General features: G+C 60.8%; 13 protein-coding genes. 6 read left to right on the top strand and 7 right to left on the bottom strand.

Annotated features, from left to right (window positions below; translation table 11 throughout):
- Positions 1 to 1978: DUF5801 repeats-in-toxin domain-containing protein (locus tag DMY87_RS17505; RefSeq protein WP_205908186.1), on the bottom strand; the 1978-nt coding region annotated here is incomplete at its 3' end.
- 641 nt (positions 1979 to 2619) lie between these two features.
- Between DMY87_RS17505 and DMY87_RS17500 the strand changes: the two genes are divergently transcribed.
- A complete protein-coding gene (locus tag DMY87_RS17500; RefSeq protein ID WP_110792922.1) occupies positions 2620 to 3672 on the top strand; it encodes an ornithine cyclodeaminase in 1053 nt (350 codons plus the stop codon).
- Positions 3673 to 3701: 29 nt separating this feature from the next.
- Here DMY87_RS17500 and DMY87_RS17495 read toward each other — a convergent pair whose 3' ends face one another.
- From DMY87_RS17495 to DMY87_RS17470, 6 genes are all read right to left on the bottom strand, one after another.
- Complete coding sequence (locus tag DMY87_RS17495) at positions 3702 to 4295, bottom strand: regulatory protein RecX (RefSeq protein WP_110792921.1); 594 nt, start codon at positions 4293 to 4295, stop codon at positions 3702 to 3704.
- A 9-nt stretch (positions 4296 to 4304) separates the two neighbouring features.
- Positions 4305 to 5531: a plasmid replication protein RepC gene (gene repC, locus DMY87_RS17490; protein ID WP_280953046.1), complete on the bottom strand. Its 1227-nt coding sequence runs from the start codon at positions 5529 to 5531 to the stop codon at positions 4305 to 4307.
- A 302-nt stretch (positions 5532 to 5833) separates the two neighbouring features.
- Positions 5834 to 6961, bottom strand: a complete 1128-nt coding sequence (repB, locus tag DMY87_RS17485) for a plasmid partitioning protein RepB (protein ID WP_110792953.1) — start codon at positions 6959 to 6961, stop codon at positions 5834 to 5836.
- A complete protein-coding gene (repA, locus tag DMY87_RS17480; RefSeq protein ID WP_110792919.1) occupies positions 6958 to 8214 on the bottom strand; it encodes a plasmid partitioning protein RepA in 1257 nt (418 codons plus the stop codon). Before repA ends, repB begins: the two co-directional genes overlap by 4 nt.
- Before the next feature lie 373 nt (positions 8215 to 8587).
- A complete protein-coding gene (locus DMY87_RS17475) occupies positions 8588 to 9310 on the bottom strand; it encodes a response regulator transcription factor (RefSeq protein ID WP_110792918.1) in 723 nt (240 codons plus the stop codon).
- Positions 9307 to 10551 (bottom strand): GAF domain-containing sensor histidine kinase, encoded by a 1245-nt coding sequence (locus DMY87_RS17470; RefSeq protein WP_110792917.1) that lies wholly within the window; start codon positions 10549 to 10551, stop codon positions 9307 to 9309. Before DMY87_RS17470 ends, DMY87_RS17475 begins: the two co-directional genes overlap by 4 nt.
- 264 nt (positions 10552 to 10815) lie before the next feature.
- Here DMY87_RS17470 and DMY87_RS17465 point away from each other — a divergent pair, with 264 nt between their 5' ends.
- From DMY87_RS17465 to DMY87_RS17445, 5 genes are all read left to right on the top strand, one after another.
- A complete protein-coding gene (locus DMY87_RS17465) occupies positions 10816 to 11832 on the top strand; it encodes an ABC transporter substrate-binding protein (protein ID WP_110792952.1) in 1017 nt (338 codons plus the stop codon).
- Positions 11833 to 11942: 110 nt separating this feature from the next.
- Complete coding sequence (locus DMY87_RS17460; protein ID WP_110792916.1) at positions 11943 to 13400, top strand: sugar ABC transporter ATP-binding protein; 1458 nt, start codon at positions 11943 to 11945, stop codon at positions 13398 to 13400.
- Positions 13397 to 14344 (top strand): ABC transporter permease, encoded by a 948-nt coding sequence (locus DMY87_RS17455; protein WP_110792915.1) that lies wholly within the window; start codon positions 13397 to 13399, stop codon positions 14342 to 14344. The genes DMY87_RS17460 and DMY87_RS17455 overlap by 4 nt, the downstream gene beginning before the upstream one ends.
- Positions 14341 to 15282: an ABC transporter permease gene (locus DMY87_RS17450; RefSeq protein ID WP_110792914.1), complete on the top strand. Its 942-nt coding sequence runs from the start codon at positions 14341 to 14343 to the stop codon at positions 15280 to 15282. Before DMY87_RS17455 ends, DMY87_RS17450 begins: the two co-directional genes overlap by 4 nt.
- Positions 15283 to 15300: 18 nt before the next feature.
- Complete coding sequence (locus DMY87_RS17445) at positions 15301 to 16218, top strand: SMP-30/gluconolactonase/LRE family protein (protein ID WP_110792913.1); 918 nt, start codon at positions 15301 to 15303, stop codon at positions 16216 to 16218.
- The last annotated feature ends 10 nt before the right edge of the window (positions 16219 to 16228 follow it).

Here is a 16228-nt window from a genome sequence, read left to right as displayed (position 1 = left end):
TGCCGTTCGACAGATCATCGTCTTCGACATAGACCGTGCTGTTGGAACCGACCCACGGGCCGTCGTCTTCGACCCGAACGGTCACAGTACCATCGACCCTGTCACCATCGGAATCGGTCGCGGTGAAGGGGATCTTGAAGTCGAGGAAGTCAACTGGCTTCCCAACAATCCGCGGCCCGTCGCCGTCAAAGACTACTGCCGCGCCGATGCTGTCAGACGGAACCGTGTTGCCGGCGGCTTGACCTTCGCTGCCCTCCGTCGATGCGATCGGGGCATAGTGGTCGAGATTCCCGATCAGCTGGAAGGTATAGGTACCGTTTGCCGACGTCGGATCCAGCGTGATCACGAAGACGCGAGCACCGTCGAAGTCCTTCATGGAAATCAGCTGGCCGGCTTCGCCGTCTTCGGCGAAAAGCCGCTCGCCTTCAAAGGGTCCGTCAAAGAATGCCTTGAATGCGATCAGCTGATAGCCACCATTCCACTTACCTGATTCATCGCGCTTGTACTCAATGCGGTACGTCAGCGGATAACCATCCGAGCTGAGATTGGCCAGAACCGGGATGGCAGCCTGAATTTCCGCTGACGTCGAGGAGGTATTGAGCCCCGTGAAGCTCACGGTCCGGCCGACCGGATCGTCACCGGTCGCATTGCCGGTTTCACCAATCGTCTCACTCTTCAAATCATTGTCGGCACCCCAGCGGATTGCAAGGGAACCTTCAGCCGTCGGGTACTTGAACGCAGGAGGGAAGTCAGAACCAGAGTCGGATTCGGAATCTGAAATAAATTTGGCAAATTCCGGCGTTGGTTCGTCGATCTTGCTGAAAAGATCATCTTCGCTGACCTGGTCACCGGCCGGCACGCCGATCGTCGGCGCATCGTCCTGAATGTCGATGTTGAACGATCCCGTAACGGAATCGCCATCGCGATCGGTTACGGTATACTGGAAGCCGAGCCGCAGAAGATCATCCAGATCGTCCTGCGAACCGTTCTGGCCAGCATCCGGATGTTCAAGCTTGCCAACGAGCTCGAACGTGAAGTCGCCGGTGACGCGGTTCGTGATTGTCAGAGTGAAAACGACGTTGCCTGCTGAATCCCGGCCTTCGACAGCCAGGAAGTCCAGATCGGCTCCGTCAGTCGGAGCCGCGAAGCTCGTGACTGTGATCGGGCGACCACCGGAGGTGAAACCGGTCAGAACTTTCAACCCGTCGCCTTCATCCACATCGGAAGCTCCGGTGAATACAACGCCGGAAATCGTCCCGAAGTCCGGACCCTGCTCAAAAGGAAGCCGACCCGTAAAGATCCGGTCGTTCGATATTTCATCCGTGACGACAGCTTCGTCCAGAATGATGGGGCTCGTCAGCGGCGACAGGATTGTCGGCACTCCATCGCCTCCCAGACGCTGGCCATTCGGCGCACCGTCGCCGAAATCGGTATCACCCAGCAGGTCCGCCAGAGCAAACTGCTCCGGACCGTTGTTGATCGGGCTGTCGTTGAAATCACCACCATTGCTCGCCGAGCCGGACGATGCCGAGTAGGAACCGTCAGGGCCTGCGGCGACGTTGATGTTGTTGCCTTCGAGCGCGGCAAAGAGCGCCTGCTGAGGCAGCTCGACTTCACCGATGACGAAGGTCGGAATGTTGGCAGCACCGCCGACGATGACGATCTCGGTTCCATCCGCCTGGACGAGAACGAGGTTGCCACCTTCGAGGCGAATGTCGTCGATCGACACGCCGACCGGCAGGGTCACGACATTGTTCTGATCCGGGACGACTTCCGTGGGGATCGATGCAGCCGCCGTTTCTGTCGGCAGGCGATCGGTCTTAGCGGCGTCGGTCGCGTTCGGCGTCGCGGCCTGGGCCATTTCGACCCCGCGGGTTTCTTCGGGTACATATCCGAGATGCTGCTCAACCGCAGAATCAAAATCGTCAGCGGAAGAATTGTTGTCAAAGCTGGACAGGCGCGGATCTTCGATGGACATGGTAACTCACCCCTTAACAAGTTGATCGCAGTTAAATCTCGACCCGGGGCACAGTGCAACGCTTTCTTAACCCTGCAGGCATAGCCGGTTATGCGTTCACAGACCATTATTGAAAGAACAGTTAATTCACAAAGCTAAAAAGCCATGAATTTCGGTATTTTAATCAAGTTTTAATGATAAAGGCCGGGGCACTGACCACGGTCTGAGAAGGCGCGCAACAGGAGGTCAAGGGCAGGTTTTGAGGGGTTGGTTATGGGATTGAGATGAGTACGCTTGCCCCCTTTGGCCCGCATGCTCAGCGAGCTTCTTCTTCATCCAGGCGTTGTGCCGGCGAGGGTGCCCATGGAGAAGCCTGCCCATCGTCCGCGCCGAAAACCGCAGGGCCGATCAAGTCAATGAATGGGTAAACTTCACTGCGCGTCACCGGCGAGATACGTCGCCGCTTCCTTAGGATGTCCCGCTCATCGAAAACGCGAGAGCATCTCAAACCCGGTGGCCATTCACAGCCTCGGCTGACACTTCGTCAAACACATGCGGTCATATTGTACAATGGACAGATCAAACCGACAGATTATCGGCATTACGCCCAATCGCTTTTGTTCTTAAACTTGCAAAATCTGAACTCTTGCACCCGGTGATGCATGACTGCCCCTGCCCCTTCGGACAAAGCCTTCGTTCCCTTCGTCAGCGTGCAAAACATGATGCGTCTGGTGCATCACATCGGCATCGAGCGCGTGCTCACCGAGCTGACGGACGTAATCGAGGATGATTTCCGGCGCTGGCCATTGTTCGACAAGACGCCGCGGGTCGCCTCCCATTCCCGCGAAGGCGTCATTGAGCTGATGCCGACATCCGATGGTGAGATCTATTCGTTCAAATATGTGAACGGCCACCCCAAGAACATGGCGCAGGGCCTGCAAACCGTGACCGCATTCGGCCTGCTGGCGGAGGTGGAAACCGGCTATCCGGTTCTCCTCACCGAAATGACACTCCTGACAGCGCTTCGAACAGCGGCGACCTCTGCAATGGCCGCCCGGCACCTCGCCCCGAAGGGCGCCACCACCATGGCGATGATTGGAAACGGCGCCCAGGCGGAATTTCAGGCTCTGGCAATAAAGGCTGTTCTTGGCATCACGCATCTGCGGCTGTTCGACATCGACCCCACGGCGACCGAGAAGACGATCCGGAACCTGTCAGCGTCCGGTTTGCATCTGACAGCCTGCGAAACGGCGCAATCGGCCGTCGAAGGCGCGCAGATCATCACCACCTGCACCGCCGACAAGCAGAATGCGACGATCCTGTCGGACAACATGGTCGGCGCCGGGATCCACATCAACGCGATCGGCGGCGACTGCCCCGGCAAGACCGAGCTGCATTCCGATATTCTCTCGCGTGTCGACACTTTCGTCGAGTTTCCGCCACAGACCCGGATCGAGGGGGAGATCCAGCAGATGCCGGCCGACTACCCGGTCACGGAACTCTGGCAGGTCGTGAATGGCGACATCCTTGGCCGCCGCGATCAGCGACAAATCACGCTCTTTGACAGTGTCGGCTTTGCGATCGAGGATTTTTCCGCGCTGCGCTACGTGCGTGAACGCGTGCGGGGCACGACCTTCTATCAGCCCGTCGACCTGATCGCCGATCCCGACGATCCACGGGATCTGTTCGGCATGCTCCAGCGTGCCAGGGATTGAGCGTCTTCAGCAGGTGAAGCCGCAGCCGTTCAAACTGCGCGAAGCAGGATGTCCTCGGCCTCATCCCGATCCATGTCCAGTATCCGCTTGGCGAGATCGAAGCCGAACCCCTGGCGAGCAAAGGACGCGATCTCCTTGCTCCACCGGCCATCGTCTGCCTTGACATCAGGTCGGCGAAAAGGGCCGAACCCTTTCTTTCGTGCATAAACGACTGCGGCGCGCACTTCGTCGATTTCGCCGACAGCCATCTCGATGATCCCGCGCTCGATACCCTTTTCTGCCAGCTTACGCGCGACAGCGCGGGGCGACTTGCCGCTTCGCGCGGCCGACCCAGATCGGACCTGGGCATAATTTTCGTCATCGAGCGCCTTCATGTTGCGTCCGAAGGCTATCGCATGCTCCGCAAGGGCGCGGAGCTGAACATCGGTGATACCCTCGAATTTGGATTTCGCCTTTCGCTTGATTGCATCGGCCAATTCACGTTCACTCATCATCCGGCGAGCCAGGCGATAGGCCGCAGAGTTCTTCGACCAGGACAACATTCGCGCTGTCGGCTTTTCGGCATCGCCGCCGCCCGCGCCTTCGTCCTTTGCCACCCCGTCGTCCACGTTCTCGAAAGACATCCAAATTCCTCAATCGCTCTGCCGCTCAAGTGCCTGCAGCATGGGATAGACGCTGAAGGCGGACCTTTCGGCCTTGCGTGTCAGATCACGCAGATAGCCACCTGGCGAGCGGATATCGTCAACCCTTTCCAGCATGATGGCGACGACAATTGCGGCGGCCTGTTCCCCCATCGCCTTTCTCGCCTTGGCCCAGGCATCAGGAGAAACGCCGAGCATCGAGCGAACGAGATCGGCCGCACGGACCAGATCCTGCCAGGTTTTCAGGCCTCCTTGCGCGTAATCCCCGATTTGCGGGCAGACCTTTCTCATCCGGTCCAGGCTGATCGCAACCCGCTTTTCAGGTGCCTTTGTCCCTAAATCCTGATCGCCCCCCGGCTCCGCTCCCTCTAATTCTCTTTTGCCGTTTAATTCAAATGGTAGGTCTGTGTTTGAATTCTGTATATGGCGCTCACTTTGATGGTCATTGCCGCTCATTTCTTCTTCAGAGAGGCTTGATAGATATGCATTTTCGACCTTCGCGCGAAACGACTTGAGGCTGGCGCGCAGCGCCGAAAGCGCGGCAGGATCGGGGCGGCGCGGGAGGCTGCCGAAGGACATCTCCTGGAATTCGGCGACAAGCATTTCCCAGTCCCCTGCCCGTGCTTCTTCGATTGCAGCCGTGATGATCTTCGAGATGTCGCGCAGGTGCAGCGTCACCTCTGTCCTCAGCATGCGCAAAGCCTTTGCCTCGCTGCGGACCGCTTCCGCATGGGCATGGATTTCTGCGGCTTTGAGCGCCAAGGGGGAGAGGTCGAAACCAAATGCTTCGTCGACCACGCCACGATCGTCCCGCACGCAGTAACGCTTGCCATTGGCGCTGTCGCGGCGAAAGATCAGGCCTGCCTCCACCAGCGCCGTCAGATGACGGCGGATGGTCGCTGGCGCCATGCCACGCGCGCGGATCGACAGTTCCCGATTGGAGGGGAAAACGATAATCGGCTTGGATCCATCAAGAATGCGATCCGTCGTGAAGCTCACCAGCGCCTCGAGAAGGCCGATGGCACGGTCACTCAAGCCGAAATGCGCACGTGCTTCGGTCAGCGCGCGCAACAGCTGCCATTTATCGCCGCCGCCCGTGTCATTGCCTCCGTCGCCGGCGCGCAGTTTCTCCTGCTTTTCGGAGACGGAGGCCTGGCGGGAAAATAGCCGCGCAGACATCCTGCCGCCGCCGAAAGGCGTCGTCGCAAGTCTGTCCATCATGATCCGGTCCTCTGGTGAAGAGGCAAGACGGGCCCTTTGGACGCAGCGTCAGACACAAGCCAAGATACCCGGACACGACAATGATGCCGCCGACTCTTGACTTTGCCTGGTGGAAGTGATTCTCTCAGATTGCTACATACGAGAGGGCTTCCGAAACGGTCACGTTTTGGGGGCCTTTTTTCTTGTCTCCGCGCTTCCTTTCCTGGTTTCGCGTGTGTCTCACCGGACAGCCAGACCTCAATCAGGTCCGAATCAGTCCGAAAGCTTTGCCGGAACGGGCAGGATGGTCCCGCCCCTCCTCAATTCTGCGCCTTCAGATGCGCCGCATAGGCCTGTCTTACATGCTCGGAGAGAGCATCGAGAAAGGCCTCGTCGACATCCTTGGCAAAATCGATCCGCACGACCCGGCCCTGGCGTTTGTAGCCGGCAAAGGCCCGACCGCCAGGTGCCAAAAGCTCCGTCGGTTCCGTCTTTTCACCGCGCGCGGCCGCAGGCTGAGTGAGCCTTGCCAGCAGCAGTTCGAACCGGCGATCGGTATCGGCTGCGCGAAAGGTTGCCCGGGCCACTTCATCGGAGGCAGCCTCAGGTGCGCCCTTCGCGCCAAACAGCTCCACGAGTTTCATCCAGCGTTCGCGCCCTGCCTTTGGCGCAGGGCCGATCGCGCGGATGACGGTTTCCGGCACGCCATCGGCAACCTGCAGGAGGCGCGACAGCTCCGATTTCTGCACGGCCAGCGCATCGCCGATCAATCGGCGGTCGAAACCACGGGCGACAAGCGTACGCGCAAAGGCCGCGCGCTCAATGAAGGAGAGATTCCGGCGCTCGGCATTTTCCTTGCCCTGGGCCAGGATCAACTGATCGTCGGTCAGGCTGCGAACCAGCGCCTTGACCTCAATGCCGAGGGCTGCGGCCGCACGCAACCGGCGGTGGCCATAGGCGACCTGAAAGCGTCCATCCTCGGATGGGTGCGGACGCACCAGGATCGGCACCTGCTGACCACTTTCGCGCATGCTCTCGACAAGTTCGGCAAATTGCGGATCGTCGATATCACCGGCACTCAAGCGGTCGGAAACGAAGGAAGCCTCGATACGACTTGTCGGGAGGGACAAGACGCGTTCCCCCTCTTCGAGAGCCTGGCGCAGATGGCGCGCTTCCTCGGCTTCCCGAGCGATCGTATTCAGCGAAAGGCCCATCGCCTTTACAGCGCCAGACGCGGCACGCAAAGGCGAACCGCCCACATCCGTCGGGATCGGGGATGCAGGCTTCTCCGGCAGTGGCTGAACGCCTACCGATTTGACTTCTGGCGCCCTTCCCTGCGGCGCTAAAGGCACGGCCTGACGGGTGGATGGAGGCGTCGAAGGCTGTGTCGGCGCAATGGCATCACCGAACAGCGCCTTGATCGAGTTCTTGCGGTCGCGCCCGTTCATGTCGTTCGCCCCCATGCCGTATGGACCAGAGCCTCGATCTCGCTGTTGACGGAATCGAGTGCTTCCATCGCCCGGTCATAGGTGCCGCGCGAGAAATTCTCGCGACCGACTTCGTAGAGCGTCTGTTTGGTCAGTCCCGCATCCGAAACAGCAGTCGATTTCAGCATCGGTGCCGTGAGCACGCGCTCACCGAACAGCGACCGGAGGAAGCCGACGATCTGCGTCTGAGGCCCATCATGTGGCTCGAAGCGGGTGACGAGATAACGCAGGAAATCGAAATTGAGCTGGCCGCCGGCCTCGCGCACGACCGACAGGAGGTCGGAGGTCATGAACAGGAACTGGCTCATCGAGGCGACGTCAAGCATCTGCGGATGCACGGTGACGACGACGGACGTCGAGGCGCAGAGGGCCGAGAGGGTGAGGTAGCCGAGCTGTGGCGGGCAATCGATGACCACCACGTCGTAGTCGTCGGCCACGCTGGCAAGGGCCGCCTGTACGCGGGTGAAGAACAGCCCGTGGGTGTCGCCCGGTCGGCGCTCGGCAAGCGCGCGCGGCGTCACATGTTCGAATTCCTGAAGTTCCAGATTGCCCGGCACGAGGTCGAGCCCATCGAAATAGGTCGAACGGATGATTTCACGCAGGGGCCGCGCCTCGCCGTCATAGCGGATCGCGCCATAAATCGTGTCGTTGCCGACCAGGTCCAGTTCCGGCTGATAGCCGAACATCGCCGAGAGCGACGCCTGGGGATCGAGGTCGACGGCCAGAACCCGGTGGCCGCTCAGCGCGAGATGCTGCGCCAGATGCACAGACGAGGTTGTCTTGCCTGAACCGCCCTTGAAGTTGGTGACGGAAATCACCTGCAGATGCTCGCCACGCGCCGCATCCCGCCATTTCACATAGGAGCGGGCCTTGGTTTCGTTGCCTTTCGCGCGCGCCTGATCGGCGAGAAAATGGCGAAGCGCGTTGATATCCTTGAGAGAATAGAAGCGCCGCCCGCCGCTGCCGACGACCGGCTGCGGTCCATCGCCGGCAAGGGAGAGTTGGCGCAGATATCCATCCGACACACCGATGAGGCGCGCCGCTTCGCCAGAGGTGAAACTGCGAAGCGTCTTCTGCGAGGTCGGGGCAAACAGCCGCTCGCGCATCGCCTGCAGCTGCGCAGACAGCGCCTGGGCATCTTCCGCGATGGTCTCGTCGGCGGGGCGCAAGGGCATGGACTCTTCCAAAATCGCGTTGATCGATGGCTGACCCATCGGTCTTCTCCATTCTTCCAGCCCGCTCACACCGATCATGCCGCCATCATGGCGCAACACGGAACAAGCAGGGCAGACTGTCTATGACATCTGCGATTCTCGCTGCGTTGGAAATACGCAATCGCGAGCAACTAACAGAATGTGGCACCAGTTACGGCAATGAGGTCAATTATCGCCTCTTGTCCGTAAAAACCTCGTGCATCACCTGAGTCGCGTCAAGCTATTTTTGGTTAACGAGATCTTAACGAGGCAGGCCACCAGCGCCGGGCCGCGAGAAAAATACGCTCGGCCGGGCCTAGGATCTCGGGAAAGGTAAAGGCATGGAGGCCAATGCAGCCTGCGGCCTCGAAGAAATGCCTCTTAGGCGCATCGCTCAGTGCGAGCGGAGCCAGTCGACAAGTTCCGCCTCGGCCCGTTCCAGAGCGCTGTAATTGAGGAGCTTGCGCAGAAGCGCCACCGTGACGGCACGGGCCCGCAGGTTGAAGCGTCCCTCCTCGCCCTCGTCAGGCGTCATCTGGTAGACATCGAGCTTCTCGTAGAGCGATTGAAGCCTGTTCTGCACGCTGCGGAGCGACAGACCACGGCGGCGCGCGATGGTGCGGTCGGTCAGTCCCAGCGCGATGTCGACCAGGATCTCGTATTCGCTGTCGCTGAAGCCCTTTACCTGGCCCAGGCTCTTCTGCTGCATGCCGCGAACTTCGCGGTCGATGACGCATTGTGCCTCGACGAAGATGGAACGCAGCGCCAGTTTCAGCCGCTCGTCGGAGGCCGATTTCAGCACATAGCCGTAAGCCGCCCCATCAGGAACGATGCGCGATACGCCGCGCACATAGGCTTCATCGGAATAGTTCGACCAGAACAGGATGCGCGTGTCCGGTCGCTCTTTCCAAATGGTGCGGGCGGCCTCGATGCCGTTTCGCGCATTCATCTGCAGGTCCATGACGACATGCGCCGATTTGTGGTCCCGGGCGAGGCGCTCGCCGTCGGCGCCATTTTCGGCCTCGATCACCGTCTTGCATTCCGGCAGGGCCGCGCAGACGGCTTCCAGAAGATAAGAGCGGTGCAGCGGGTCGTCTTCCACGATCAGGACCTTCATTGGGTGTCTCCTCCGGCTTTGCGCCGGCCATGGGTCAAAGGCAGTTGCAGGCGCACAGTGGTGCCCCCGCCGTCGCGGTTCGGTCCCAGAGTGAACTTGGCCGAGATGAGCCGGGCCCTGGTCATCATATTGTCGATACCGCCGCCCGTGCGGCGGTCTCTGCGCGGTATGCCTTGGCCATTGTCGGAAACCTCGATGACAAGCGTGGTCGGGTTGTTGCGCAGACGCACCTCGATTGCGGCTGCCTGCGCATGACGCACGGCATTGTTGATTGCCTCCTGCACGATGCGAAACAGCGCAATACGGACTGTCTGATCGAGCAGGTCGATGAGCCCGTCCGTGTCATCGATCAGATCGAAGCAGATCTGTGATCCCTGGTCACGCACGGCGCGGTCGAGGTGGTTCTCGATCGCATGGGCAAAACCGAACAACTGGAGCACCGAGGGCTTGGCCTCCTCGATGATCTCACGCAGATCCTGCATGCAGTGCTGCAGGCTGCGGGCGATCGGCTCCAGCGCTTCGCCGTTCAGGTCCCGCTCCTGGATCAGGCGATCGAGCCGCCGTGAGAGCCGGGTCAGGTCCGCCAATGTCTGGTCATGGAGATCCATGCCGATGCGCTGGCGCTCCCGCTCAAGTGCTTCGGTTAGACTGAGCGCACCGAGCCGCAGCCCCTCTTCCCGGGCGCGCGCTTCTGCCTCCACGATCGCCGACTGTTTCGCCTGGTCGGCGGCCCGGAGCGCAAAGAAATAGGGGGCAAGCAGATCGGCAATCGACTGGGCGTTCTTGACGTCGTTTGTCGTGTAGAAATCCACCTGATGCGAGGAGCAACTGAGCGCCCCGATCACCTCGCCCCCCACCTTCAGCGGCACGTGGATACGGCTGCGCAGATTGTGTTCGAAGATCGGCTGAACAAACGGGGTATCACTGAAATAGCGGCCCTCCTGCTGGGCATCGGGCGTCAGGAAAAAGTCGATTTCGCCCCAGAGCAAGGTGCGGATCGGACTGCTCGTCACGGGGGCGGGGGCGGCCTGTCCCCAGAACGTGTCCAGCCCGGTCTCGTAAGCCGTATGGTAAAGACCGCTCACCATCATGATGCAAACATCGAGATGGTCATGCGGCACGATATGCGATACCTCAACGCCTACCGCCTTAATCGCGGAACGGAAGTCCAACTGCCCCGCCAGCAAGCGCGATATCCCGAGATAGTGGTCGAGCAGCGCCGACGGCGCAATGTTGAGCATCGGTAGTCCTCCCACGGCGCCCGCTCCTCCTGGCTCCATCGCCTTTATAACACAGAGACGACCGGATCACGTCTTGCGAGATCCCGCATCTTATTTCGCAAATCCCGCACATGTGCTGCCACCTACGCCCTATACACATCCTGCGATCTATTCCATCTTGGTCCCGTCGAGAGGAGGAAACTCGACTGGGAGGTCGGCTAAAGCCCTTGCTTGGCTGACAGGAGGAAACCGGTCCAAGGAGGCCGGGCAACAGGGAGTGAGATGATGAAAGCCACCAGAATTCTTCTGGCGACAGCCGCTTTGTGCGTTGCCGCTGTGCCGATGACGGCCCTTGCGGATACCTCGGGCAAGAAGATCGCCTTGTCCAATAACTATGCCGGCAACTCCTGGCGCCAGGCGATGCTGACCAGCTGGGAAAAGGTCACCGGCGAAGCCGTGAAGTCCGGCCAGGTCGCCGCGGCAGATGCCTTCACGACGGCCGAAAACCAGGCCACAGAGCAGGCAGCCCAGATCCAGAACATGATCCTGCAGGGCTATGACGCCATCGTCATCAATGCCGCATCCCCGACCGCGCTGAATGGCGCCGTCAAGGAAGCCTGCGATGCCGGCATCACCGTCGTTTCATTCGATGGCATCGTGACCGAACCCTGCGCCTGGCGCATCGCTGTCGACTTCAAGGAAATGGGCCGCAGCCAGGTCGAGTATCTCTCCGGCAAGCTGCCTCAGGGCGGTAACCTGCTCGAAATCCGTGGTCTCGCCGGCGTCTTCGTCGATGACGAGATTTCGGCTGGCATCCATGCCGGCGTCGAACAGTTCCCGCAGTTCAAGATCGTTGGCTCTGTGCATGGCGACTGGGCCCAGGACGTCGCCCAGAAAGCCGTCGCCGGCATCCTGCCGAGCCTTCCCGACATCGTCGGTGTCGTGACCCAGGGTGGTGACGGCTATGGTGCTGCCCAGGCGATCGCTGCTGCCAACCGCAAGATGCCTGTCATCGTCATGGGCAACCGCGAAGACGAGCTGAAGTGGTGGAAGGAGCAGAAGGACGCAAACGGCTATGAGACCATGTCGGTTTCGATCGCGCCGGGTGTCTCGACGCTCGCCTTCTGGGTCGCTCAGCAGATCCTCGACGGCAAGGAAGTGAAGAAGGACCTCGTGGTGCCCTTCCTGCGCATCGACCAGGACAACCTCGAAGCCAACCTCGCCAATACCCAGGCAGGCGGCGTCGCCAATGTCGAGTACTCGCTCGAAGACGCCCAGAAGGTTATCGCCTCGGCCAAGTAACCGCATGGACTGACAGACCCTCCCCCGATCCGTCCGGCCTCGTTGCCGGGCGGAACGGGACAGGTGACCCCGCCGAGGGTAGCCAAGCGACTGCGAATGGGATGAATGACATGAATGCGAGCGAGGCAGCGACAGCCGTCGTCAGTGTCACGGATGCCAAAGTGCATTACGGGGCGGTCCGGGCCCTCGATGGGGTCACCCTCACAATACGGGCCGGTGAGTGCATCGGACTCGTTGGCCACAATGGCGCCGGCAAATCCACCATCGTCAATGTCATCAATGGCGGGCTTAGCCCGCATCAGGGATCCGTCGCCTTTGGCGGCACGAGCGGTCAGGGCATCAAGGCTGCCCGTGAAGCCGGGATCCGTTGCGTCTTCCAGGAATTGTCGCTCTGCCCCAACCTCACGGTTGTCGAAAATACCCGCGTCATGCATCGCGGCCTTGCGGGCTGGGGCTGGCGTTTGCGCGGTGCCCAGATCATCGCGAAAAAACTGGATGAAATCTTCCCCGGGCATTCGATCGAGGCCTCAGAGCAGGTCGGCAACCTGACCATCGCCGAACGGCAGATGGTCGAGATCGCGATCACTTTCTGCGAGATCGGCAATCCGGTTCGTCTCGTCATCCTCGACGAACCCACCTCATCGCTGGATGCGCGGCTTGCCGAGCAGTTGCTCGCCTATGTCCGACGCTTCGTCGATGCCGGCGGCGCGGTCGTCTTCATCTCCCATATCCTCAGCGAAATCCTGTCGATCGCCAGCCGCATCGTGGTGATGAAGGACGGGAAAGTGGTTGCCGAACGCGCTGCGGCCGACTTCTCGGAGCACGGCCTCATAGAGGCCATGGGCAGCGTGGTGAAGGCAAGACAGGCGCGCGAATTGGCGGTCGCGCAGTCCGGCGTACCCGTGCTAACGGCACGGACAGCGCGTGGCATCGGACTTCCCTTCAAGGCCCATCGTGGCGAGATCATTGGCTTTGCCGGGCTCGGCGGCCACGGCCAGACCGAGATGTTGATCGATCTCTTCAATACCCGAAGCGGCAACTGGCTCCGACCGGCCGATCCGGCAGTCGCTTTCGTCGCAGGCGACCGCGCTGTCAATGGTACCTTCACGCTGTGGAGCATCCTGAAAAATTTCAGCATCGGCGTGCTCCCCGACCTGTCCCGACTCGGTCGGCTCGACGAGAAGCAGGAAGAGGCACTCGGCCAGTCCTGGAGGGAACGCATCGGCATCCGCACACCGGACATGGAGCACGGCATCCTGTCGCTCTCCGGCGGCAATCAGCAGAAAGTGCTCTTTGCTCGCGCCCTGGCCAGCCGTGCCCCCGTGGTGCTGATGGACGACCCCATGCGCGGCGTCGACTTCGGCACGAAGCAGGAAGTCTACGGAATCTTGAGAAGCGAGGCGGCGAACGGCCGAACCTTCATCTGGTACTCGACGGAGATGGACGAGGTCTGCCTCTGCGATCGGGTCTATGTCTTCAACAATGGCGCGATTGTCGCGGAGCTTTCCGGCGATGACGTCTCGGAGGAAAACATCTTGTCTGCATCCTTCAAGGAGGCCGCGGCATGAAGGTCAACCTTTCTGCCGACAGCATCCGACTGTTGATCCCTGCCCTGTCGCTGGCCGTGCTGCTGGCTGCCGTCTTCTATCTTCAGCCCCGCGCCATGAGCTATACGGGCCTCAACCTGCTCTTCAATCTCGCCGTCCCGATCGCGCTCGCCACCATTGCCCAGATGCTGGTCATGACGATCAACGACCTCGACCTTTCGATGGGCACCTTCGTCAGCTTCGCAGCCTGTGTTGCGGCGACATTTCTCAACGACACGCCACTGCTCGGCATCGCGATCCTTGCCGGTGCCATTGGTGTCTATGCGGTGATCGGGGTCCTCATCCATGTGCGGGACCTGCCCTCGATCGTTGTCACACTTGGGATGAGTTTCGTCTGGGGTGGACTGGCCGTACTCATCCTGCCGGCACCTGGAGGATCGGCACCGAGCTGGATCCGCGCCATCATGACATCGCGCCCACCGCTGGTTCCGATGGCCATCGTGGCGAGCGTCCTGATCGCCGCCGTCAGTCACTTTCTCATCATGCGATCGTCCTTCGGCGTCGTCCTGCGCGGCGTCGGTGGCAATGCACGCTCGGTCGAGCGCGCCGGCTGGTCGATCATCGGCGCTCGCGCCTCGATCTACGCGCTGGCTGGCCTGTTTGCGGTCATGTCGGGTATTGCCCTGGTGGGCCTGACGACTTCGGCGGACGCCAATATCGCGCTTCGTTACACGCTGCTGTCGATCGCCGGCGTCATTCTCGGCGGCGGAGAATTTGTCGGCGGTCGCGTCTCTCCGATCGGGGCCGTCATCGGCGCTCTGACGCTGACGCTGGCGGGGTCGTTCCTGTCCTTTCTCAGGATATCGCCGGATTGGCAGATTGGCGCGCAAGGCGCGATCCTGATCGTAGTCCTGACCTTGAGACTTGCCCTCAACCGTTTCGAAGGCCGGAGGGCAAAGTCGTGACCTCTTTGCTGAAACGTCCCTGGATCTGGTCCTTCGCCGCGACCGCCGTCGTCTTCATCACAACGGTTCTGTTCACCGGCGGGGCCAGCACGCTCGGGCTCGCCCAGGCGGCCCTGACCTTCGCCGCCTTCTCGATCCTCGTTGGCCTCGGCCAAATGCTGGTCATCACGCTGGGGCCCGGCAACATCGATCTCTCGGTACCCGCCAACATGACACTTGCAGGTACTGTCGCCTTGAAGGTGATGAATGTCGACAATGGTACGATCCTGATCGGCCTTCTGATCGCGATCGCGATCGGCGTCGCCATCGGGATCGGCAATTACGCCCTGATCAAGCTGCTGCGCATCCCACCGATCATTGCGACACTGTCGATGAGCTTCATCATCCAGTCGACGGCAATCTGGACCAACCGCGGATTGCGCATCAAACCGCCGGCAGCTTTGGCCGACTTCACCACGACGTCGACTCTTGGCATCCCCAATGTCGCCATCGTCGCCTTGGTGCTGTCGCTCATCGTCTGGTTCATACTGAACAAGACCGTCTACGGCCGCTGGATCGCCGCCATCGGCCAGAGCATCAGGGCCGCCCGGATGACCGGCATCCCGATCGACGGAACACGGCTCGTCACATACGTGCTCTGCGCCGTCTTGGCGGCCATCTGCGGTTACCTTCTGGCCAGTTTCTCGGGCGGAGCCGCCCTCAACATGGGCTCGGAATATCTGCTGATGTCGATTGCGGTCGTGGTTATCGGTGGCACCGCCGTCGCCGGCGGCAATTCCAACGTGCCGGGCATTTGGGGCGCCTCGCTCTTCATGTTCCTCGTCGTGTCGATGCTCAACACCTATGGATTTGGAGCGGGTATCCGCCTGATCCTTACCGGCCTCATCATCATTGCCGTCATCATGCTACCGAGCGCCCGTCCGCTCGACAAACGATAGAACCCGCAGGACAAACCCATGTCGGACAACCCCTTCTATGAGATCCATGATCCGCGGTTTCGCGATCTCGTTGTCAGCAGCGCGGCACTCGAGGAACTCTATTCGGATTGCCGCTGGGCGGAGGGTCCGGTCTGGTTTGACGACGCCGGTCACCTCCTGTTCTCCGACATTCCCAACCAGCGCATCCTGCGCTGGGTCGAAGGCGGCGGTGTCTCGGTCTTTCGCAGCCCGTCCAATTTTGCCAATGGCCATACGCGCGACCGCCAGGGACGTCTCGTCTCCTGCGAACATGGCCTGCGCCGTGTCACCCGCACCGAGGTGGACGGCACCATCACGGTGCTTGCCGACAGGCATGACGGCAAACGACTGAACTCGCCCAACGATGTCATCGTGCGTTCGGATGGAAGCGTGTGGTTCAGCGATCCATCCTACGGAATTCTGTCGGATTACGAGGGTTACAAGGCCGATGAGGAACAGGAAAGCCGCAACATCTGGCGGCTAGACCCGGCGACAGGTTCGCTCTCGATCATGGCCCATGACTGCCTGCAGCCCAATGGTCTGGCCTTCTCTCCCGACGAGCGCCGTCTTTATGTCGCCGATTCCGGCGCAAGCCACGCCCCGGAAGCACCGCGCCAGATCCTCGTTTACGACGTTTCGGAAGACGGGCAATCGCTCTCGGGCCCTCGCACGTTTGCGACGATCGACAAGGGCATTCCGGATGGCATCCGCGTGGACATCGCCGGCAATCTCTGGTCCAGCGCGGCGGATGGCGTGCACTGCTTCTCGCCGGAAGGGATCCTGCTTGGCAAGATCCTAGTGCCGCAGGTTGTTGCCAACCTCACCTTTGGCGGTCCCCGCCACAATCGCCTGTTCATCACGGCGACCAAGTCGCTCTATTCGATCTACACGACGACAACGGGTGCGCAGAGGCCTTAGAGTTTCCGTT

Origin of the sequence: Peteryoungia wuzhouensis (genome assembly GCF_003205195.1) — a bacterium.
Taxonomy (GTDB): domain Bacteria; phylum Pseudomonadota; class Alphaproteobacteria; order Rhizobiales; family Rhizobiaceae; genus Allorhizobium; species Allorhizobium wuzhouense.
Note: the sequence above shows the minus strand (reverse complement) of the source record. Positions and strands in the feature narration are given on the sequence as shown.